Raw genomic sequence first — 23512 nt, 5'->3', positions numbered from 1 at the left:
CGATTTGAGTGTTGTTACGTTGTTGAATTGCCGGAACGACAGAATGCAGGGCAATAGCAACGATATAATCGTGTTGTGGCCGATATTATCCAGGCGCCACTCTTTCTAAGATTGGTCTCGAAAGAGAGTGAACAGCCCATTGCTAACGCAATGGGCTTTTTTACGTCTGCGATTTGAGTGTTTTTAAGTCCGCTGATTTCAATCGCAATACTTTCGAAGTTTAGATAGTTGGCATTATCATCGTGCTAATAATGTGAATTTCGCCAGCTAATCTATTTAGTGGTATTACTGCTAAATTCTAGATGTATTTATAGATGTTCAGTACTCTTTACTGCCATTTGATGTTTAAAATTTGGCGATCTCAAGCTGGTCGAACTGACTCTTAACTCACCGCGTAAACCCATGTTCACGTCAATAAAATTAATTAATTACAATTGGTTATTGCTATTACTGCTGAGCTCTCCTAGTTTAACTGCAATTAAATGCTGGGGATTGTGCTATGAAGCTAGAAATGATTTGTACAGGTGAAGAAGTATTGGCGGGTCAGATCGTTGATACGAATGCGGCATGGTTTGCTAATACTCTGATGGAGCACGGTGTAGAGTGCCAGCGTCGGATCACAGTTGGTGATCGGCTCGAAGATCTTATCGCTGTTTTTAAGGAGCGCAGTACGGAAGCTGATGTCATTGTTGTCAATGGTGGCTTAGGCCCTACAAGTGACGACTTATCCTCTGAGGCAATGGCATTAGCTAAAGGTGAACCTTTGGTTGAGAATGCTCTTTGGCGTGCTCGCTTAGAGGACTGGTTTACTCGTAACGGTCGAGTGATGGCGGAGAGTAATCTTAAACAAGCATTATTACCTGAATCTGCAATTATGATAGATAACCCGGTCGGCACCGCATGCGGCTTTGCTGTAAAGCTTAACCGAGCTTGGTTGTTTTTCACTCCGGGAGTGCCGTTTGAATTTAAACAGATGGTAAAAGAGCAGTTTGTACCGTTTATTAAAGAAAGATTCGAAATTGCGGGAGATATTTCACTGCGTAAGTATTTAACGCTTGGGCAAGGGGAGTCATCTTTAGCTGATGCACTTGAATCTATTGTATTACCAGAGGGGATAACGATCGGTTATCGAACCTCTATGCCACATATCGAAATAAAACTATTTGCGCGTGGTAAGTTGGCGATCGGTGAGATGGATAAGATTGAGGCTCAAATACGATTTTTACTTGGAACGGCGATAGTTGCTGATAATAAAAAGAGCTTAGCCGAAGAGATCCATAGGCTGTTAGTTAGTTCAGAAAGTAGCCTAAGTGTTGCAGAGTCATGCACTGGAGGTATGATTGCGAGCCAGTTAGTTGCATTTGCGGGTAGCTCATCTTATTTTCATCAAGGCTTAGTGACCTATAGTAATGAATCTAAAGTGCGAGTGTTAGGGGTAAAAGCCGAAACGTTAGATGATCATGGAGCGGTGTCTATTGCAACCGTAGAGGAGATGGCTAAAGGAGCAAGGGGCATTTTAGGCAGTGATTATGCATTGGCTACTAGTGGTATTGCTGGCCCTACTGGTGGCACAGAGGACAAACCCGTTGGAACAGTTGCTATAGCCTTGGCGACTAAAGGGGGGGTTTATAGCCAGATGATCAAATTACCGAGACGTTCGCGTGATTTGGTTCGTAGCTTAAGCACCGCCGTTGCATTTGATATGCTTCGTAGAGAGTTACTGGGTGAGGCCGTGATTGTGGATTATGGCTCAATTACTAGATTTAAAAAATAGCAAAAAGGGCAATAATGAATCATTCATTACTGCCCTAATTGAAATCTAGTCGTCAAACACTAACACAAGCTTGCCTGGTTGAACCTCAATGCGCTTGGTCATTTCAGCTATAAGAGCCTGATTTGATTCTTGTGTATCGAGTACATATACAGGCTGAGTTTCTAAGAACTGAGTCAGGAACCCCATTAGCTGTGGTGCTATTGAGCCTATCGCTTTCTCAATATCCTTAGGTTGTGACTCTACTTTTACCAAATTAAGGTTACGTAGATAAACACTATGATTGCTAGCATCGTACCAAGGTTGCGCTTCAAACTTCGCCGTTAGGTCAGCACTAATGGGAAGTAAAGGATTGCGTACTTTGATTCGAGTTGAAGCTGTTACTGCCATCGTATCGGGCTTTTCGCCTAAAGTGACCTCTATATTGTTAACTTTAAGTTCTATACCGAAAATTTGATTACCTTGCTTGATTTCAAAGTGCATCTCGTCACTGAGATAGCCTTCTAATTCAGTTTCGGTAATGCTGTATTGACTGACGCAGCCAGTCAATACCAGCAATAAGCTACTTAGAGCTATCTTGATAAATTTCATTAGCCAGTGTTTCTCATTCCTGCTGCCACACCTGCAATCGTTAACATGAGTGCCAGTTCGACATTAGCAGACGTTTTTTCCTCTCGGCGAGTACGGGCTAAAAGTTCTGCCTGAAGGAAGTTGAGTGGATCAATGTAGGGGTTTCTCAACTCTACCGATTCTCTACTCCAAGGAGTATGTGCCATTAAGCTTTCTGATTGAGTTAGCTCTAGTACTGCATCTATGCCAATGGCGAGACGTTCACGTAATTGGACTCCTAAATGATGCAGCTCTTTAGGTACTAAGCTAGTTTCATAGTACTTTGCTAAGTTGGGCTCGGCTTTTGCGTAAACCATTTCAAGCATGGATATACGGGTTTTAAAGAAAGGCCAGTGTTGCTCCATCTCCTGTAATAATGGCAGTTCGCCCCTTAGTGAGGCTGCTTGCAATGCTTCTCCTGCACCTAGCCAAGCGGGTAGCATTAAGCGGTTTTGAGACCAAGCAAAGATCCATGGAATAGCACGTAAACTCTCTATGCCACCATCAACTCTGCGCTTGGCAGGTCGACTGCCCAAAGGTAGTTTTCCTAACTCGACTTCTGGTGTTGCTGCGCGGAAGTAAGAGACAAAGTCCGGTTCTTCTCTAACGATGGCGCGATAAGCAAGTACCGATTCGTCAGCTAGTTGCTCCATAGCTCTGCGCCATTCGGGTTTGGGCTCTGGTGGCGGAAGTAAAGTCGCCTCCATTACCGCAGAGGTGTACAAAGCAAGGCTTTGTACTGCCAACTTAGGTAGGCCGAATTTGAAGCGGATCATCTCGCCTTGCTCTGTGACTCGAATACGCCCATCAACAGATCCAGGAGGTTGAGACAAAATAGCCTCATGCGCAGGTCCACCTCCGCGGCCAATAGTGCCGCCACGTCCATGGAATAGTGTTAGTTTTATATCTGCATCTTGGCTCACTTCGACGAGTTTCTCTTGTGCGCTATATTGTGCCCATGCTGCAGCCATGACACCTGCATCTTTTGCTGAGTCAGAATAGCCAATCATGACCTCTTGCGTGCCTTTAGTGTATCCACGATACCAATCTATGCTAAAGAGAGACGACATACATTGAGAGGCATTGTTTAAATCATCTAATGTTTCGAATAGTGGCACTACTCGCATTGGATGAGGGCAACCAGTTTCTTTCAGTAATAATAATACGGTCAAAACATCAGAAGGTTGGCTGGCCATTGAAATAACATAAGAACCCATGGCTCGTGCAGGTTGAGTGGCAATTAAGCGGCAGGTTCTCAATACTTCCGCAACGTCATCTGACCCTTGCCATGTCACAGGGATTAATGGGCGCTTGCTAGTGAGCTCTCTGAGTAAGAAAGATTGTTTTTCATCTTCTCCCCAGTGCGCATAATCTCCCATGCCTAAATATCGAGTCAATTCTGCAATGACATCGGCATGACGCTGCGCATCTTGACGGATATCAAGTCTTAGCATGTGGATGCCAAAGCAAGCAATGCGACGCAACATATCAAGTAATAAGCCGTTGGCTATCAGACTCATACCACGATCACTCAAGCTCCTGTAAAGCATCATCAGTGGATCTTTAAGATCTTTTTCTTCCCAGATAATGTCGTTTAAATCGACTTCAGGCTGATGACCTTCAAGTCTGGCATTGAGATAATCGATGGTTTTTCTTAGCTTTTGTTGGAGGCCTTTTAATACGTCACGATAGGGTTCGTTACTGTTGTTGGTGTAAGCAAGAAGCTCGTCATTTGCACCTTCCATCGACAGATCATTGACGAGTAATACAACATCTTTAAGGTAAAGTCTGGCTGCAGTGTGACGATTTCTATCCAATACTTCTTGAGTGACCACAGAGGTTACAAATGGATTGCCATCACGATCGCCGCCCATCCAACTGGAGAATCTCACTGGCGCAATATCAATCGGCAGTTGGGTATTAGTACGCTCTTCCACCTGTTGGTTTAATTGTCTTAGAAAATCAGGGATAGCTTGCCACAAAGAGACTTCAATCGTGCTTAGGCCCCAACGTGCTTCATCAACAGGCGTTGGACGCTCGTTACGGATCTCATTGGTATGCCAAATTTGTGCGATAAGCTGACGTAAGCGTAGATGGTGCTGTTTCTTCTCTTGTTCAGTTAATTGCGGGTTTTCTAACGCGGCGAGCGAATCAACGACTGCGGAATATTTTTGGATTAATGTACGTCGCGAAATTTCCGTTGGATGCGCGGTCAACACTAAATCGATATCAAGCGTTTTTAGGCAGTTGAGCATTTTTTCTTGATCGATATTGCCACCTAACATTCTCCCAAGAAGCTGCTCTACAGGGTCTGGAACACATACTAGCTCATCGCAATTACGGCTAATGGTGTGGAATTGCTCGGCAATATTGGCTAGGTTTAGAAATTGATTAAAAGCTTTGGCAAATGGCACTAGCTCATCGTCATTCAATGAGGACAGCAAAGTGAGCATCTCTTCGCGGGCGGCATCATTACCCTGACGTGAACTTTTAGAGAGATGGCGGATCTGTTCGATTTTGTCTAGAAAAGTGTCATCGAGATCAGTACGAATTGTGTCGCCTAAAATCTGTCCTAAGGTACCAACGTTTGACCTTAACGATGCATACATATCAACCATACGTGCTCCATATTAGTAAGCTAATCGATCACAATACCTAGCGGCTGTACACTAGGCAATGATCTAGTTTGGGTTATTGCGCCTGAATGTGCTCTAACTCACCTTTCAATTCATTAATTATGACGCTCAGAATAAGTTTGGACTAAATATTGGCCTCGACAGCATGAGTTATTTTATACAGGCATGATATATCAGCTCTTTTATTAGCTGTTTAGTACGATTGATATAGTGCAGGTCAAGATACTCATCTGGCTGATGAGCTTGCTCAATACTGCCAGGACCGAGTACTAGTGTCTGACAACCCAATTGACGTATATAGGGTGCTTCAGTTGCGTAGTTGACGACTTCAGGCTCATTTTTGGATATTTGTGCAACGAGCTTGCTCCAACTACTGTCTTTATTCTCTGCAAACGGCTCCGAACCTGGATATAAAGGGGCGACACTTATGCTGCCAGGATATTGGCTAGCGACAGGCTCTAAGTAGTTAGTTACCATCAGCTCCAGATCTTCAAGTGCGAGCCCCGGTATCGGGCGGAGATCAATATGTAGATCACAGCAGCCACAAATTCTATTGGCGGCATCGCCACCGTGAATGTGACCAAAGTTCATTGTAGGGTAGGGTACGCTAAAGGCATTCTCGCGGTAGTTGTCGGCTAAATGTTGCTTAAGTTTGAGCAGTTGTCCGGTGACTAAATGCATGACCTCTATGGCATTGAGTCCTTTAGCGGGATCTGATGAATGACCACTTCGCCCCGTAACCTGTATACCTTGCGTAAAGTGCCCTTTATGCATATAGACGGGCTTAAGGCTAGTAGGCTCACCAATAATGGCGTAATCAGGGCTGATAGACTTAGCTGCTGCAAAGGCTTTTGCACCATTCATGGTGGTTTCTTCATCGGCGCTAGCGAGTATGTGTAATGGGCGTTTGAACTGGTCCATTGGCAATTCTTTTAAGGCTTCTAACACTAAAGCAAAAAAACCTTTCATATCGCAAGTTCCCAAGCCATACCAACGGTCATTTTTTTCGACCAATTGGAAAGGGTCTTGACTCCAACGGCCCTCATCAAATGGAACTGTATCGGTATGCCCCGCCAGTAATAACCCACCTTTTCCGCTGCCAAAAGAGGCGACGAAATTATGTTTATTACGGGTGTCGGGAACTGGTTGAGCTTGGCAGTTCATGCCTAAATCGGTAAACCAACTATGCAATAGCGCTATGACGGCTTTATTGCTCATGTCATGTTGTGCTTCTAATGCACTGATTGAAGGTGCCGCGATTAACTGAGTGAAGCTACTCTTTATGTCTGGTAATTTTTTCATTAAAAATACTCAAATATATATTCAAATATATTGCATAATTAGTTTTGTGTGGTAGTCTATCAAACAGCTAAGATAAGTACCATGTTTTGATGACCTATAAATGAGAGTATATATGTTTAACCTAGTTCAATTATTAATTATTAAGGTCAGTAATACCCACTTCCTGCGACGATAATCTTGTCTTTATGGTGTTCAGCCAGGGCTTAAGTTGTGCCCATTCTTTTTTTCGTTTTGTCATCTAAATTCAAGATTAAGGTTTTAAACTCATAGACTATGAAAAATATAGCCATTATTGGTGCTAGCGGTTATACCGGCGCACAAATCACTTCTCTCATAAATGCTGAAGCGGACTTATCCATTCAAGGCCTTTATGTTTCTGAAAATAGCTTAGATAAAGGCAAGCCGCTTGCTGAGTTATACCCTACATATAGTCATATTAATCTTTGTTTAAGCCCGCTGACCGATGATGCTAAAGCAGCCATCATCGAACAGGCGGATGCGGTCGTATTAGCGACCGATCATGTCGTGAGCTTGCACCTCGCCGCTTGGTTTTATCAAAGGGGACTAGTCGTCTTTGATTTAAGTGGCGCATACCGTTTCGAAGAGTTAGAACAGTATCCTAAGTGGTATGGTTTTACTCATGAATACCCACAAGTCCTCGCTGATGCTGTTTATGGTCTCGCAGAGTGGAACGCGGAGAAAATTGCTAGCAGTAAAATGATTGCGGTACCGGGTTGTTATCCGACAGCCTCGCTTACGGCACTTAAGCCGCTATCACACTTGCTTACTGACGTATTACCGGTGATTAATGCTGTCAGTGGCGTAACTGGGGCGGGCAGAAAAGCGCAGCTTCATACTAGTTTTTGTGAAGTCAGCTTAATGGCATACAGCGTACTCGGTCATAGGCATCAACCTGAGATAGCAACTCAGCTAGGACAGGAAGTTATCTTTACTCCTCATTTAGGCAATTTTAAAAGAGGGATCCTCGCCACTATTACGGTGAAGTTAGCGGAAGGTACGACAAGCAAGGACATAGAAGCAGCCTATCAGTGCTATGACAATACGTCACTGGTGACGGTAAAGCAGAATCAATTTCCCAAGATTGACGATGTAGTGCAAACACCAAATTGCCTTATCGGTTGGAAGTACGATGTAGAGACAAATTACTTGGTGGTATCAAGCGCAATTGATAACTTAATGAAAGGTGCTGCTAGTCAAGCGCTGCAATGCATAAAGATTCACTTTAACCAATTGTTAAAATAACAGGCTTGGAAACAGATATGGCAACGTTAAATACTGATATGAATGCAAAAACCAAACCTGTAATGGTGCTTAAAGTGGGTGGTGCATTGTTGCAGTGCGAAATGGGCATGGCGCGTCTAATGGAGACCGCTGCAAAAATCATTGCTAATGGTCAAGCGCTTATTATGGTGCATGGCGGAGGCTGCTTAGTGGATGAGCAACTCAAAGCAAACAATATGGTGACGGAAAAATTGGACGGACTCAGAGTCACGCCAGCTGAACAAGTGCCCATTATTGTTGGTGCGCTGGCTGGAACCTCAAATAAAATACTGCAAGCCGCGGCCATTAAGGCGGGCATTACCAGTTTAGGCATGAGCCTTGCTGATGCCGATATGATGACAGCAAGCATTAAAGATCCACGACTCGGACTTGTCGGCGAAGTCGAACCAAAGGATGCGAGCTATCTTGAGTTTGTGCTAGCTAAAGGTTGGATGCCAATTGTTAGCTCTATCGCAATTAGTGCACAAGGCGAAATGCTTAATGTTAATGCCGATCAAGCCGCCACGGCTTTGGCTAAATTAGTCGCTGGAAATTTGGTGTTGCTGTCTGATGTATCGGGTGTACTCGATGGTAAAGGGCAATTGATTAACAGTTTGAATCGAGCAGAGGTTGCCGCATTAACTAAGATTGGTGTGATAGACAAGGGTATGAAAGTTAAAGTCGAAGCAGCATTAGATGTTGCAGAATCGATGGGACAAACGGTGCAAATTGCCTCTTGGCGTCATGCAGAACAACTTATTGCATTAAGCAACGGTGAAACCGTTGGCACACAGATTCAACCATAGGAGAGCGATTTCATGGACCATTTATTATCAATTAAAGATTTATCACAGCAGCAACTTTTGGATCTGTTAGCGCTGGCTAAAGCCATTAAGGCTAACCCTGCTGATTATAGAAAAGCATTAGACGGCAAGAGTGTTGTCATGTTGTTCGAGAAGCCTTCATTAAGAACGCGTGTCAGTTTTGATATTGGTATTAATAAGTTAGGGGGCCATTGCTTATACCTTGATCAGCAAAATGGGGCTCTCGGAAAACGTGAACCTGTATCAGATTTTGCAGCAAACATATCTTGCTGGGCAGATGCAATTGTAGCGCGCACATTTTTGCATTCAACAATAGAGCAGTTAGCAGAACATGGTTCAGTGCCGGTCATTAATGCGCTTTCTGATCTTTACCATCCGTGTCAGGGCTTAGCGGACTTTCTAACTTTGTCTGAGCAATATGAAGATGTCAGTAAAGTGAGATTAGCCTATGTTGGAGATGGCAACAATGTGACCCATTCATTGATGTTCGCAGCGGCTATTCTTGGGGCTCATCTCACCGTATTGTGTCCGCCGGGTCATTTCCCCGATGGCAAGGTTGTTTGCGAAGCGCAAGCGTTAGCCGAAAAACATGGCGGAACCTTAGTGCTAAGCTCTGATGTTGCGGCTATAGCGGGTCATGACGCTATTTATACCGATACATGGATCTCGATGGGTGACGGCGCCTCAATGGAAGAAATTGAAGCTAAGTTCAAACCTTATCAGGTGAATGCCGAGTTAATGGCAGCCGCTGGCGCTAAGCATTTCATGCATTGTTTGCCAGCCTACCGAGAAGTTGAAGCTACCGCTGACATTGTAGATGGCGCAGGCTCGCTGATATTGCAGCAAGCAGAAAATCGTATGCATGCACAAAATGCAGTGCTGGTGACCTTATTAGGTCAGTAACAACGAGTTAATTAATTTATATTTCGTTGAGTATTCGACGAGAAGATATCAAGTATTAGGAAGTAAATATGTCAATCGAAGCAAAGAAAACAGACGTTAAAAAAGTCGTTCTAGCGTATTCAGGTGGCCTCGACACTTCAGCCATTATCCCGTGGCTCAAAGAGACCTATGATGATTGTGAAATTATCGCCTTTTGCGCAGATGTGGGCCAAGGTGATGCAGAGCTTGAAGGTCTGTATGAAAAGGCGATTAAATCAGGTGCTTCAGAGTGTCATATCGTCGACCTAAAAGAAGAGCTGGTGGCTGATTATATCTACCCGACCATCGCGACAGGTGCAATTTATGAAGGAACCTATCTATTAGGTACCTCTATGGCGAGGCCTATTATTGCTAAGGCACAGGTAGAAGTTGCTCGTAAAGTGGGTGCCGATGCGGTTTGTCATGGTTGTACGGGTAAAGGCAACGATCAGGTTCGTTTTGAAGGTTGTTTTGCTGCGCTAGCTCCAGACTTAAAAGTGATAGCGCCTTGGCGTGAGTGGGAGATGGTGAGTCGTGAAGATCTGCTGGATTACCTTGCTGAGCGTAATATCGAAACGACATCGTCATTAGCTAAGATCTATAGCCGTGATGCTAATGCTTGGCATATTTCGCACGAAGGTGGTGAGCTAGAAGATCCATGGAACGAGCCAACTAAAGGTGTGTGGACGATGACGGTCGCGCCTGAAGATGCGCCTAATGAGCCTGAATATGTTGCATTAGAACTTGAGCAAGGCAAGATCACCAAAGTGAATGGTGAAGCACTTTCGCCTTACAAAGCACTCATGGTACTGAATGAATTGGCAGGCGCTCATGGTGTCGGCAGAATCGATATTACCGAGAATAGACTGGTCGGAATGAAATCTCGTGGTTGCTATGAAACCCCAGGTGGCACCGTGATGTTTGCTGCACTACGTGCAATTGAAGAGTTAGTGCTTGATAAAACGAGCCGCGAATGGCGTGAACAAGTTGGCGCGCAAATGGCGCACCTAGTCTATGACGGTCGTTGGTTTACCCCCCTCTGTGCATCATTGCTTGGAGCATCGAAGCCGTTAGCGGATCTCGTTAATGGTGAGGTTATTATTAAGCTCTACAAAGGCCAAGCAAGTGCAGTGAAAAAACGTTCGCCTAACAGCTTATACTCAGAAGAGTTTGCTACTTTTGGTGACGACGATGTTTATAACCAGAAAGATGCTGAAGGCTTTATCCGTTTGTATTCGCTTTCGAGCCGGATCAGAGCATTACACGGTCATAATAAGTAGAGTCAAAACTGACTACTCACTAAATTCAACATTATCGTGGCGGACAGATTGTCCGCCCAGCATCTAAGAGGAAGCCAAAATGGCATTATGGGGCGGCAGATTTAGCCAAGAGAGCAGCGCACTGTTCAAACTTTTTAACGACTCTTTGCCTGTGGACTTCCGACTTATAGAGCAAGATATTCAAGGCTCTATCGCATGGGCCAGTGCTATTACTCAGGTGGGGATTTTAACCTCTGATGAGTGTACACAATTACATGCTGCGCTCAATGAGCTTCTGGTCGAAACATCAGCGAGTCCAGAGCTGATTATTGCCTCTGGCGCTGAAGATATTCATAGTTTTGTCGAGCAATCGCTTATCGCTAAAGTGGGTGACTTAGGTAAAAAGTTGCATACTGGACGTTCACGTAACGATCAGGTCGCTACCGATCTTAAGCTTTGGTGTAAGAAAGAGGGCCAACAACAACTTGTGCTACTTGCGAAACTTAGATCGGCGCTTATTGCACTCGCGGAGCGTGAAATTGAATCTGTCATGCCAGGTTATACTCATTTACAAAGAGCGCAGCCAGTGTTATTCGGTCATTGGTGCCTCGCCTATGTTGAAATGTTCGAACGTGATATAAGCCGCTTAGAAGATGCATTAAAGCGTGCCGATACTTGTCCATTAGGGACGGGTGCTTTGGCGGGGACCGCTTATCCAATGGATAGAGTTAAACTTGCCGAGTCATTAGGCTTCGCAGGACCAACGCTTAATAGCCTCGATACGGTATCTGATAGAGATCATGTGATTGAGATTTGTAGTGATGCGTCAATTAGTATGATGCACTTGAGCCGTATGGCTGAAGATTTAATCTTCTTTAACAGTGGAGAAGCGGGCTTTATCGAATTAGATGATGAAGTTACCTCTGGTTCTTCATTGATGCCGCAGAAGAAAAATCCCGATGCACTTGAGCTTATTAGAGGCAAGACTGGTCGGGTTTATGGCAGCCTAGTAGGTATTCTTACTACGATGAAGGCGCTACCACTGGCATACAACAAAGATATGCAAGAGGACAAAGAAGGACTATTTGATGTGATGGATAGCTGGGCTATCTGTCTCGAAATGGCAGCCTTGGTGCTAAGTGGTTTACAAGTTAATCGTGAAAGAACATTGATAGCCGCGCAACAAGGTTATGCTAACTCCACTGAATTAGCCGATTACCTTGTGGCGAAAGGGATGCCGTTTAGAGAGGCACATCATGTGGTAGGTGAAGCCGTTGTTAATGCCATGGCCAAGCAAACACCGCTTGAAGAACTGCCATTAGAGGAGCTGCAAAGTTTCAGTGCTATCATCGAAGCTGATGTTTATGAGTGCTTAACGATTGAGTCGTGCTTGGCAAAGCGTGAAGCGCTGGGTGGAACATCACTGATTCAGGTAAAGTCTGCATTAGCGGTAAAACAGTCGAGCCAATGATCACTTAACTCGAATTTAGGTGGTCTAAATTGATGATAAAAAAGGTGGCTATTTCTTATCGAAATAGCCGCCTTTTTATTGTGCAACAGCGTTATTGAAACAGATCTTCTTCCTCTGACTTATCGATAAAGATATCACTGTTGTCTACCTCTTGTTCTGTGGCATATTCTGTTGGTTCGGTACCCGCAATAAAATACTCAAACTTGCTGGTGTAATCAGTTTTACGCGTCAGCTTGCCAGTGGCTAAATCGATACGAGCTGAGACAATGCCCTCTGGTGGCGTCGTTGGCAGCACAGGCGTCCCCGCTAAGGCATCTTTCATAAACTCATTCCAGGCCGGTCCCGCCGTTTTGGCACCTGCTTCGGCGAGTGATATTTGATTTTTTGCGCCGTTCGCATTCCAGCTAGTGCGACCTAACTCTTGACCATGGTCATCAAAGCCTACCCACACAGTGGTCGCCAGTGTAGGGTTATAGCCACTGAACCAAGTATCGCGAGATTCGTTGGTTGTACCCGTCTTACCCGCAATATCACGGCGATTAACCACTCTTGATGCGCGCCAAGCCGTACCATTCCAACCCGTCCCTTTACGCCAATCACCGCCGCCCCAAATAACACTTTTTAGTGCTTCAGTAATAAGGAAGGAAGTTTGCTCTGAAATGATTCTTGGTGCAAAGCGAGAGTCATCACTACCGCATTGAATCGCCGTGCCTGTTATCTTAATTTCAGTCTCTGTTTTTTGTTCAGGGACTCTGTCACTTTGAAATTCATTTGCCATCGCTGCAAATGGATCAACCACAACAGACTGCTTAGGGGTCACCGGGGTGCAGGCTAATGTTGGATTCGCGGCTTCAATAAGGTCGCCATTAGCAGACTCTATCTTTTTAATAAAATAGGGTTCAACTAGGTAGCCGCCATTAGCGAATGTTGAAAATGCAGTGACAACTTGCAGCGGCGTAACCGAAGGCGAACCCAGGGCGATTGACTCATTGCGAGGGAGATCGGCAGGATCAAATCCAAATTTAACTAACTGGGCAATCGTAGTATCAAGTCCGCTATAACGCATGGCACGTACCGACATGACGTTGATTGATTGGGCTAAACCGACACGCAGCCTCGTTGGGCCGCCATAAACATCTGGAGAGTTCTTGGGACGCCAAGCTGTACCTTGTCGAGTATCGGGCTTATTAATCGGCGCATTGTTGATCAGCGTCGACAGTGTGTAACCTTTCTCCAGTGCAGCAGTATAAATAAACGGCTTAATGTTAGAGCCTAATTGGCGTTTAGCTTGAGTGACACGGTTATATTGACTGATGTAGAAGCTAAAGCCACCGACTAAATTCTTGATCGCGCCATCTTGAGGATCTATCGATACAATCGCACTGGCCACGAGTGGCACTTGGCTCAGTTGCCAAATATCACCGTTGTTACGGATCCATACCTGCTGACCGGCTGTTAACACGTCAGATGCAAGCTTAGGGGCTTTGCCTTGACGTTTATTGGTGATGAATTTACGAGCCCACTTAATGCCATCCCACGGGAGAGTGTATATATCACCTTTAGCGGTCATGACTTTTGCAGTTTGTTGATCAATAGACATTATGGCCGCCGGGTACATTCCTTGGAACGAACCCGTTTGTTTCAGCTTGGTTTTTATCTCTTCGACTTCTAGCGGCGTTTCACTCCAAAGTACTTTGGTGCGGCCGCGATAGCCATGACGTTCGTCGTATGAGTAAACGTTATGACGAAGCGCTTTTTGGGCATCAAGCTGCAGTTTAGAATCCACGGTAGTATAGATATCGTAGCCGCCAGTGTACGCTTCCTCTTCACCATATTTTTCAACAAGGTAGTCGCGGGCCATTTCTGAGACGTAGGGTGCATATAAGTCGATTACAGCACCGTGATATTTAGCCGTGATAGGTGCTTGTATCGCTTCTTCATACTGGACTTGAGTGATATTGCGCTTTTCAAGCATACGGCTAAGCACCCAATTACGACGATTAAGAGCGCGGCTAGCATTTCTAATGGGGTTAGCTGCAGAAGGTGATTGTGGTAGTCCGGCAATCATTGCCATTTCAGGTAAAGTTAATTCACTTAACTCTTTGCCGTAATAAACTTGAGCAGCAGCACCCACACCATAAGCGCGGTTTCCTAGGAAAGAGCGATTAAGGTAAAGCGTTAAAATTTCTTGTTTGTTCAGCGCTTTCTCAATTTTTAATGCGAGGAAAATTTCTTTGGTCTTACGTATGTAGGTTTTATCTCGAGTTAAAAAGAAACCTCGGGCGACCTGTTGGGTGATAGTACTGGCACCCTGACTCTTTTTACCGGTAGTGACTAGGATAACCGCCGCGCGGATAATACCAATAGGATCAATGCCTCTATGTTCAAAGAAGCGTGCATCCTCGGTATCGAGTATCGCGTTTATTAATTGCTCTGGAACATCTCTATAGTGGACGGGAATTCGGCGTTTCTCACCAAACTGAGAGATCAGTTTACCGTCGCTACTAAAAATTCTAAGTGGCGTTTGCAGTTTGACCGTCTTAAGTGTGGTGACATCGGGTAAATCTGGAAGCACATAAAAATATGCTGCCGCAATAGCACCAATACCAAGTAGACCTAGGCTAAAAAAAGCAATAACAAGACGTTTTAACCACTTCAAAGGAAGATTCCATGAATTGTAAATAAGACCCGTAGTATATAAGCCGTTGAAGCAATGGTGAAGTAAAAGCCTAAGGATTAATGTTATTGATTAATAAAAAGGCTTTATGGTTGTCTATTAATTATAAAAATAACCCAGATGGCGGTCGTTGGAGTACAAAGCTAAGTGACTCGTTAACCTTGATACTGAGTTTGCCGTAATGAGTTTCGTTAAAAAGTTAACACCAGATGCCTTCGAGTTACATGGTCATATTTAGCACGATAAAAAGCCGAAGCAATATTTCAATTTGTGCAGTATTCGATGTTCCTGAAAATAAATATGACTGAGAATTAACCGCCGTCAGAACAGTGGCACCAGTATAAGTCACTTCTGATGGCGTTTTTATCGATATTTATCACTACCACTTGCTTAAAAGTAGTATGAATACCAACAATGAACTGTGTTTTTAGTCTGACGCGTTACTAAGAGTTATAAGTAGTTATTTAAAGTCAATAAAATGGCAATTGTAAAATCTAGAAACATTTTGTACAAATAGCTATAACGTGTAGATTCTGTGCTAATCTATTTTTGAAAATAATAATAAAGTGACGTTGGACTATGCTTTCAAATATATGGAAGCGTCAGGCTCCGCAGATGGTTGGGATTGATATTGGATCCCATGAAGTTAAAGCAATACTGCTGAGCAAGACTGCTGATGGATATAAAATACTAAGCCATGCTGCTATCCCGCTAAAGAAGGGGGCGGTCAATGATCATGAAATTCGAGACCGCGAAGCCGTTGTCGAGGCGTTAAAGTTAGTCAAACGAGTACTGCCAAAAACCACCAAATTTGCTGCTGTGGCTGTATCTGGTTCAGCCGTTATGACCAAAGTCATCTACATGGATGCCTCTTTGAGTGAAGAGGAGATGGAAGCTCAAATTGAAATTGAAGCTGACAATCTTATTCCTTATTCATTGGACGAAGTTAATATTGACTTTGAAACCCTCAGTGCCAATAAAACAGATCCAACTAAAGTGGATGTACTGCTAAGTGCTTGTCGTTCTGAGAATATTGATACTCGAACAGATGCGCTGGATGAGGTTAATCTTGAGGTTAAAGTTGTCGATGTTGAAGGCTACGCATTGGGTCGATCATTTGAAATGATAGCGGCGCAGCTGCCAGAAGATGCAAAAAGTAAAGTTATTGCGCTGGTCGATATTGGCGCCAGTATTACGACTTTTTCTGTTGTTGAAAATGGTGAAACCACTTTTGTCAGAGAGCAGGCATTTGGTGGTGAACAATTTACTCAATCAATACTCTCTTTCTACGGTATGACCTACGAGCAAGCTGAAAAGGCTAAGTTAGCGGGTGAGCTTCCTCGGAACTACATGTTTGAAGTGTTATCTCCTTTCCAAACTCAGCTGTTACAACAAATAAAACGCACCCTACAGATTTACTGTACTTCGAGTGGTAAAGATAAAGTGGATCACATTGTTCTATGTGGTGGCACTGCCAAACTCGAAGGTATGACCAACCTAATGATTAATGAGTTAGGTGTAAATACCATTGTTGGTGACCCTTTTAAAGGTTGCTTGCATGCAGATGACGCCGTTAGGCAACAACTCCAGCCAGACATCGGTAAATACATGTTGGCATGTGGACTGGCATTAAGGAGTTATGCTGAATGGCGAACATAAACCTCTTACCATGGCGTGAAGAAGCGAGAGAAAAACAAAAACGAGATTACACCGGTGTACTGGCACTGGTTTTCTTAGTCTCTGGTCTTATCGTTTATCTATCTCTAATGGCAATCGATGTGATATCTGACGACCAAAAAGGTCGTAACGCCTATTTACAGTCTGAAATTCAATTGCTTGAAGCTCAAATAGCTGAAATTACCGAAATTAGAACACGTAAAAAAGATATTGAGCGTCGTACTGAAATCATTCTAGGGCTTCAGCAATCTAGAAATTTGCCGACACATGTTCTAGACGAGTTAGTGCGTATCGTGCCAGCAGGGATCTACCTTTCCAGTATAGAGAAAAAAGGCAGTATGTTGTGGATCGAAGGACGCAGTGAATCCAACAATAATGTGGCAAATATGATGCGCAAAGTTAAGACCTCTAATTGGCTACAAGATCCTAATATGCAATCTATCATTGCTCAGAATGAAGAGTTAAGGCAATTACAACGATTTACTCTGCGGGTTACCATTGCAGATAGTGAAATAGCGGATTTAAGCATGACAAAAGGAGCGAGTAAATGAACCTCGATCTGAGTCAGTTTAACGATATTGATTTTGAGAATATCGGTGCTTGGCCTAAGTTAGTTAAAGGCGTGTTTGCTGCACTGCTCGCAGTGTGTGTATTCGTAGCCAGTTATTTTTTGTTTATATCAGATGCGATTGATGCGTTAAATGCAGAGCAGCAAAAAGAGCAGCAGTTTAAAACGGATTTTAAGTCTAAATATCAGTTAGCAGCTAACCTTAAGTTATATCGAGAGCAGTTAGCGGTTATGGAAGTGCAGTTTGCTGAACTGCTGAAGATGTTACCGTCTCAAAATGAAATGCCAGGCTTGCTAGATGACGTTACTTTTGTGGCGACTGATGCAGGACTTAAAATTAATAGTTTAGATTGGGACTCTGAAATAATAAGAGAGTTTTATATTGAGTTTCCGATCAAAATTGCAGTCAGCGGAGATTATCATCAACTTGGGCACCTTGTTAGTGGTGTGGCAAAGTTACCGCGCATTGTGAGCTTACATGATTTCGTGATTAAGCGGGATGAGACGGGTTCACTGGCTATGGATATTTTAGCGAAGACTTATCGCTTTAAAGAGGGCGCTGAATTGCCTGCAGCAAAAGGGGCAGCTAAGTGATGAAGATACTGCCCGCAATGATGGCTGTATTGCTGCTTTCTGGCTGCGTAGGGGACAGAAGCGATCTAGAGCTATTTGTCACAACCACTAAAGCGCAGCATGTGGCGCACATTAAGCCATTAAAAGAAACGCCTAAGTTTGAACATTTTGATTATCAAGCAGATCTTATGCGTAGCCCGTATATCCCTCCGTCAAGAGAGTTGACCGAAGAGGTGATTGATACCACCAAGGACTGTTTACAACCCGATCTTAAACGCCGCAAAGGGCGATTAGAAACATACGCACTCGATAACTTGAAAATGCGTGGCACATTGAGTGAAGTTGATACGATTTGGGCTCTGCTTGAGACTAGTGATGGAAGTGTTTATCGCTTGGGAGCAGGCCAATACCTGGGGCTTTATCATGGCCGAATTGCCAAAGTAACGCCGCAAACGATCGAAATTATAGAGTTGATTCCAGACGGGTCTGGCTGCTGGACGGAACGAAATAGCAGCATGGAATTAACAGGAGAATAATAAGAATGACTGAGAGGCTCATGAGACTGTCTATTACACATCGCGCCTTCGCTAAGGCCGCGTCTTTTATTAAGGTTATTATTAGTCTTGCGTTCCTATTGGGAATGGCTCCGCTAGCACATGCGGCTAATAAGTTAGTCGATGTTAAATATCATGCGATAGTAGATCACCAATTGGAATTACAGTTGGTATTTGAACATGATATTGAGCAACCCGAGATTGAATTAAATGCTGATCCTGCACAGATCATTTTAGGGTTTGCAAATAGCCTTTCAGGACTTCAAAAGCAAACGCTTGCTATAGATACTGTTGGGGTCGATACCGTCAGTACGGTGCAGAGTGGTGCAAGTCTTCAAGTGTTTGTCGGATTAGAAAGTGTTAAAGCCTATCAAGGTCGCGTTGTCGGTAATACCTACAGACTCACTATCAATGATGAAGTGATGAATCGTAATGATGGCGCTGCGGCGAGCAATCCGTTTATGAACGGCATTGAAAGTATCGACTTTAAACGCACATCAAATGGTGGTGGCCAGCTACTGATTAAGCTCGAAAATAGTTCAGTCGCGGCAAATGTGGAACAAGTCGGCGCTAAACTTGAGCTTAAATTATATAACACCGATATTCGCTCTGATCTGCTTTACGTCATGGACGTGCATGATTTTGCAACGCCAGTGAAGAGTTTTGAAACCTTTAATGAGGAACTCACTAGTCGCTTTCTAATTGATGTAGAAGGTACTTATGAGTATGACTACCAACAAGACGGTCGTGTATTTAAGTTGAGTATAGAAAAGGCCAAACGCCTTGATATAGTGAAAGAAGAAAAGAAATATGACGGTCGCTCATTGTCATTAAACTTCCAAAACATGTCAGTTAGAACCGTACTGCAGATCATTGCTGATTATAACGATTTTAACTTGGTCGTCAGCGATACCGTTGAAGGTGATATCACGCTGCGACTCGATGATGTACCTTGGGATCAAGCGCTTGATCTTATTTTGCAAACCAAAGGGTTAGATAAGCGCATTGAAGGCAATATCTTGATGATTGCGCCCAGTGAAGAGATTGCGATAAGAGAGAGCCAAGAGCTCAAAAATTTACAAGAAGTTAAAGAATTAGCGCCTTTATATTCAGAGTATCTGCAGATTAATTACGCTAAAGCCGTTGATATTGCAGTGCTGCTCAAAGGTGAAGATTCAAGCTTGCTGTCAACGCGTGGCAGTGTCGCCGTGGATGAGCGCACTAATACGCTGTTAGTTAAAGATACTGAAGAAACATTAGAGAGTATTCATCGCTTGATAGAAGTGCTCGACATCCCAATTAAACAGGTATTAATTGAAGCGCGAATGGTAACGGTTAAAGACGATGTAGCAGAAGATTTAGGGGTACGTTGGGGCATAACCGATCAGCAAGGTACTAAAGGTACGTCAGGCAGCCTAGAGGGAGCAAGTGACATTGCTAATGGTATAATACCGAGCCTAGGGGACAGATTGAACGTTAATCTGCCTGCTGCAGCAAAGAACGCAACGAGTCTTGCTTTTCACGTTGCTAAGCTTGCCGATGGTACGGTACTCGATCTTGAATTGAGTGCACTGGAGCAAGAAAATAAGGGTGAGATTATCGCAAGCCCGCGTATCACGACTTCAAATCAAAAGTCGGCTTACATTGAGCAAGGTGTCGAGATCCCATATGTTGAAGCGAGCTCAAGTGGCGCGACAACAGTGACGTTCAAAAAGGCGGTTTTATCTCTTAGAGTGACACCGCAGATCACCCCTGATAACCGTGTTATCCTTGATTTAGAAATCACACAAGACTCCCAAGGTAAAGTGGTTACCACACCAACGGGAGCTGCAGTCTCTATTGATACACAGCGTATTGGTACCCAAGTGCTAGTGAACCATGGTGAGACGATTGTATTGGGTGGGATATATCAACAACAATCGATAAGTAGTGTAAGTAAAGTCCCTATCTTGGGCGATATTCCCTACCTTGGGTTCATGTTTAGAAGTACATCGGATAAGAATGAGCGACAAGAGTTACTTATCTTTGTGACCCCTAAAATTATTTCCGAATCACTTTAATGGCAATAAACCAGTAAAAGCCTGCGTTTAGCGCCGGCTTTTTACAAGATGAAATAGATTTTTGATAGAAATGTGCTACTTCACTTGCCATCAATAGCGGTTAGCTGAGATAATCAGCGGTCAAGTCTCAATAGAGCAAGGTAACATTTAAGGTCAACTCTAGTTTTCGGGTTGGCGTAGGCAAACTTCAAATAAGATTCAGACATATATCGCAATGGCCGAAAAACGTAATATTTTCCTAGTAGGCCCTATGGGGGCTGGTAAAAGCACTATAGGCCGTCATCTGGCACAGATGCTGCACTTAGAGTTCCACGATTCAGATCAAGAAATTGAGAGCCGTACAGGCGCTGATATTGCGTGGGTTTTTGATGTCGAAGGCGAAGAAGGCTTCCGCGTTCGCGAAACACAAGTTGTTGCTGATTTAACCGAAAAGCAAGGTATCGTGTTAGCAACTGGTGGTGGTTCAATTCAGAGTAAGGAGATCCGTAATAATCTTTCTGCTCGTGGAATTGTAGTCTACCTCGAGACCACCATCGACAAACAAGTAGCACGTACGCAAAGAGATAAGCGTCGTCCACTACTTCAAGTAGATGATCCAAGAGAAGTGCTAGAAACTCTAGCCGAGGCGCGCAACCCTCTTTATGAAGAGATCGCTGATGTTATCGTTAAAACCGATGAGCAAAGCGCAAAAGTAGTTGCAAACCAAATAATTGAGCAATTAGGTTTTTAAGATATGACTAAGCAGGTTCTGGTTGAACTCGGTGAACGTAGTTACCCAATCGTAATTGGCCAGAATTTGTTAAGTAATGGCGAGCCTTTGGCTCGCTATCTTAAAAACAAAAATATCCTCATTGTCACTAATGAAACGATAGCGCCACTGTACCTTGAAAAAGTACAAGCCATGCTGTCGGATTTTGTGTGTGTCACTCCCGTGATTTTACCTGATGGCGAGCAATACAAAACGTTAAACCAAATGGATTCAATTTTCACCTCTTTGCTACAACAAAATTTGGGCCGTGATACGGTACTTATTGCATTGGGCGGAGGCGTAATTGGAGATATGACTGGGTTTGCGGCTGCAAGTTATCAGCGCGGTATCGACTTTATCCAATTCCCTACCACACTGTTGTCTCAAGTTGATTCATCAGTAGGTGGAAAAACAGCAGTCAATCACCCTCTGGGTAAAAATATGATCGGTGCTTTTTATCAGCCGAAATATGTTTTGATTGATACCGACTGCTTGAACACACTGCCTAAAAGAGAATTTTCTGCTGGTATGGCAGAAGTGATCAAATACGGCATTATGTGGGATGCAGAGTTTTTCTGCTGGTTGGAAAACAATGTTGATGTATTAAAAGCATTAGACACCCAGGCACTTGAGTATGTGATTGGGCGTTGCTGTGAAATCAAAGCTGATGTAGTTGAAAAAGATGAAACAGAACAAGCGGTAAGAGCATTGCTTAATTTGGGACATACTTTTGGGCACGCGATTGAAGCTGAAATGGGCTACGGCGTGTGGCTACATGGCGAAGCCGTTTCTGCTGGCACAGTCCTTGCTGCAGTCACCTCAAATAAGCTGGGGTTAATAGAAGAGTCAATTGTTTGTCGTATTAAGGCGTTATTTACCGCATTTGATCTCCCTATTACTGCACCAGACACTATGAATTTTGAACAATTCATTAAACATATGCGCCGAGATAAGAAAGTACTTAAAGGACAATTGCGTTTAGTGTTACCCGAAGGCTTAGGCCAGGCGGGGATCTATAGCGATGTTACTGACGAGCTACTTCAAGAGGTTATCGACTGCGCATAAACTATGTAGCAGGTGTTCGGTGAAAGCTAAATTTAGTCCTCCAAATTATATAACGGGTGAAGTCCCTATGTTTATTGAACATAGGCCGCTTTTGCTGCGCCATTTTCAGTCATACCTTGGGCTTTCTCTTGCGAGAGCGTGGATATAAATGTCTTTAACCGGTTCAATCTTACTCCCTAGCCAAGAAGCACTGTTAAATCGCTTACAGCATATTAGCTTGTATGGTCAGCAGCTTATTGTACTCACTGGTGAAGACGGTGCAGGCAAGACCACGCTTGTCACTGCATTACTCACAGAACTTGAAGCATTTAGTTCCGCTCTGGTTATTTGTCCGAAGCATTGTGACAGCGCTGAAATTAGACGTAAAATACTGGTCCAACTCCTAGCTGAACCAGTCTTTGACGATGAACTACCTCTGCCTGAAGCAATGCTACGAGCCTCTTCTACGCTGGCTTCTGCTAGTTGTATTGTGCTTGATGATGCTCACTATATACCGCTAGAAATCTGGGCGGAATGTATTGTGTTGAGCCAGATGTCTTTTGCTGGGAAAACAGTCAGCGTGACCATGACATCACCTGTTAGTTTTCTAAATGATGTTTTGCAGCAACTGCCTATCGACCAGCGGCAACTGTTGCTCCCGTTAGATATCGAGCCGATCGATCACACTGAAAGAGAAGGGCTTTATTACATGCTATTAAGCCGTAGTGAAGCACAGCCCTTTACGCCTCGAGATATCGTTAAAGATAGATTAGAAGCACAAAACGGTACACCTAAAGAGGTTGTTGCGCTGCTTGAACTGGCCTTAAATGGAGGGGCTGAAGAGCCTATTGTAAAATCCACTACAAAACGACTCGTTATGGGTGCGTTTATTCTTTTAGCGACCACCTTGCTCGCTTGGTTCTTCATCGATGATGAGCCGTCTCTCGCTGAGCAGCAAAGCACAGTCGTATTTGCTGCGGAGGCAGTATCGAGTTCGCCCTTTTTAGCGGCATATGGTAAACAGCTTTTAGCAGGACATTTTGCGGCTGAGCCTATGGCATTACAGCAAGTTGAAGCAGAAATTAGTCAGAAAACGGTAATTACAGCCGCTGATGAACCCTTGCTAGTCGTGGCTGTGAAGTCAGAATATCAGCGGTTAATGAATGTTGTACCTGAGAAAACCGTCGACATTATAGCGGAGATTATCGAACCTTTAGCGGTGACTAATGTTGAGGCGTTTTCAGCAAAGCCAAATGAAACTCTTATTCACGTTAATAATAAAGAGATTATTGCGAAAGCAGTGCAAAAGCCGACCAAGGGCTACACATTGCAATTAGCCAGTGTGCAACGTTTTGATTCATTAGTCAGGATGTTAGAGAGCGTGAAACAGGAAAAGGGCGTCAAGGTCGCACGCTATAAAAGTCGCTGGGTAGTATTAATGGGTGAGTTTGACTCGGCAAAGCAAGCGAGAGAACAATCGCTTAAATTAACAGCGAACTCCATCATTTCTGCACCTTGGATTCGAAAGTGGCAAGAT

18 protein-coding genes are annotated in these 23512 nt (G+C 43.9%); 14 read left to right on the top strand and 4 right to left on the bottom strand.

Features of this window, described 5'->3' with window-relative positions:
- Positions 1-499: 499 nt before the first annotated feature.
- A complete protein-coding gene (locus CXF82_RS08905) occupies positions 500-1774 on the top strand; it encodes a CinA family nicotinamide mononucleotide deamidase-related protein (protein ID WP_102038644.1) in 1275 nt (424 codons plus the stop codon).
- 45 nt (positions 1775-1819) lie between these two features.
- Here CXF82_RS08905 and CXF82_RS08900 read toward each other — a convergent pair whose 3' ends face one another.
- The 3 genes from CXF82_RS08900 to argE form a co-directional block, all read right to left on the bottom strand.
- Positions 1820-2362 (bottom strand): YceB family lipoprotein, encoded by a 543-nt coding sequence (locus CXF82_RS08900; RefSeq protein ID WP_101093461.1) that lies wholly within the window; start codon positions 2360-2362, stop codon positions 1820-1822.
- Complete coding sequence (gene ppc / locus CXF82_RS08895) at positions 2362-4998, bottom strand: phosphoenolpyruvate carboxylase (RefSeq protein WP_101093460.1); 2637 nt, start codon at positions 4996-4998, stop codon at positions 2362-2364. The genes CXF82_RS08900 and ppc overlap by 1 nt, the downstream gene beginning before the upstream one ends.
- Before the next feature lie 168 nt (positions 4999-5166).
- Positions 5167-6318, bottom strand: coding sequence for an acetylornithine deacetylase (argE, locus tag CXF82_RS08890; RefSeq protein WP_101093459.1), 1152 nt, complete (start codon positions 6316-6318; stop codon positions 5167-5169).
- Positions 6319-6591: 273 nt separating this feature from the next.
- Here argE and argC point away from each other — a divergent pair, with 273 nt between their 5' ends.
- The 5 genes from argC (at position 6592) to argH (ending at position 12074) form a co-directional block, all read left to right on the top strand.
- A complete protein-coding gene (argC, locus tag CXF82_RS08885) occupies positions 6592-7581 on the top strand; it encodes an N-acetyl-gamma-glutamyl-phosphate reductase (RefSeq protein ID WP_102044046.1) in 990 nt (329 codons plus the stop codon).
- Between the two features lie 38 nt (positions 7582-7619).
- Positions 7620-8405 (top strand): acetylglutamate kinase, encoded by a 786-nt coding sequence (gene argB, locus CXF82_RS08880; RefSeq protein ID WP_101093464.1) that lies wholly within the window; start codon positions 7620-7622, stop codon positions 8403-8405.
- Positions 8406-8417: 12 nt separating this feature from the next.
- Positions 8418-9326, top strand: a complete 909-nt coding sequence (locus tag CXF82_RS08875) for an ornithine carbamoyltransferase (RefSeq protein ID WP_101093457.1) — start codon at positions 8418-8420, stop codon at positions 9324-9326.
- A 68-nt stretch (positions 9327-9394) separates the two neighbouring features.
- On the top strand, positions 9395-10624 hold the full coding sequence (locus CXF82_RS08870) for an argininosuccinate synthase (protein WP_102044045.1): 1230 nt from the start codon (positions 9395-9397) through the stop codon (positions 10622-10624).
- Positions 10625-10703: 79 nt separating this feature from the next.
- Complete coding sequence (argH, locus tag CXF82_RS08865; RefSeq protein WP_102038641.1) at positions 10704-12074, top strand: argininosuccinate lyase; 1371 nt, start codon at positions 10704-10706, stop codon at positions 12072-12074.
- A 91-nt stretch (positions 12075-12165) separates the two neighbouring features.
- Here argH and CXF82_RS08860 read toward each other — a convergent pair whose 3' ends face one another.
- Positions 12166-14733: a penicillin-binding protein 1A gene (locus tag CXF82_RS08860; protein ID WP_102044044.1), complete on the bottom strand. Its 2568-nt coding sequence runs from the start codon at positions 14731-14733 to the stop codon at positions 12166-12168.
- A 597-nt stretch (positions 14734-15330) separates the two neighbouring features.
- Here CXF82_RS08860 and CXF82_RS08855 point away from each other — a divergent pair.
- The 8 genes from CXF82_RS08855 to CXF82_RS08820 form a co-directional block, all read left to right on the top strand.
- A complete protein-coding gene (locus CXF82_RS08855) occupies positions 15331-16410 on the top strand; it encodes a pilus assembly protein PilM (RefSeq protein WP_101093453.1) in 1080 nt (359 codons plus the stop codon).
- Positions 16398-16979 carry a PilN domain-containing protein gene (locus CXF82_RS08850; protein WP_102038640.1) on the top strand — a complete coding sequence of 194 codons (582 nt, stop codon included), beginning with the start codon at positions 16398-16400 and terminating at the stop codon, positions 16977-16979. The genes CXF82_RS08855 and CXF82_RS08850 overlap by 13 nt, the downstream gene beginning before the upstream one ends.
- Positions 16976-17590 (top strand): type IV pilus inner membrane component PilO, encoded by a 615-nt coding sequence (locus CXF82_RS08845; RefSeq protein ID WP_101093451.1) that lies wholly within the window; start codon positions 16976-16978, stop codon positions 17588-17590. The genes CXF82_RS08850 and CXF82_RS08845 overlap by 4 nt, the downstream gene beginning before the upstream one ends.
- A complete protein-coding gene (locus CXF82_RS08840; RefSeq protein ID WP_101093450.1) occupies positions 17590-18105 on the top strand; it encodes a pilus assembly protein PilP in 516 nt (171 codons plus the stop codon). The genes CXF82_RS08845 and CXF82_RS08840 overlap by 1 nt, the downstream gene beginning before the upstream one ends.
- 5 nt (positions 18106-18110) lie before the next feature.
- On the top strand, positions 18111-20183 hold the full coding sequence (locus CXF82_RS08835; protein WP_101093449.1) for a type IV pilus secretin PilQ: 2073 nt from the start codon (positions 18111-18113) through the stop codon (positions 20181-20183).
- A gap of 214 nt (positions 20184-20397) precedes the next feature.
- Positions 20398-20913 carry a shikimate kinase AroK gene (gene aroK / locus CXF82_RS08830; RefSeq protein ID WP_101093448.1) on the top strand — a complete coding sequence of 172 codons (516 nt, stop codon included), beginning with the start codon at positions 20398-20400 and terminating at the stop codon, positions 20911-20913.
- A gap of 3 nt (positions 20914-20916) precedes the next feature.
- Positions 20917-21996: a 3-dehydroquinate synthase gene (aroB, locus tag CXF82_RS08825; RefSeq protein ID WP_102038639.1), complete on the top strand. Its 1080-nt coding sequence runs from the start codon at positions 20917-20919 to the stop codon at positions 21994-21996.
- A 148-nt stretch (positions 21997-22144) separates the two neighbouring features.
- A partial coding sequence (locus tag CXF82_RS08820) for an AAA family ATPase (RefSeq protein WP_102044043.1) occupies positions 22145-23512 on the top strand: 1368 nt, incomplete at its 3' end.

This window comes from Shewanella sp. GutDb-MelDb (assembly GCF_002836075.1).
GTDB lineage: Bacteria > Pseudomonadota > Gammaproteobacteria > Enterobacterales > Shewanellaceae > Shewanella.
This window is presented reverse-complemented; position numbering and strand designations above follow the sequence as displayed.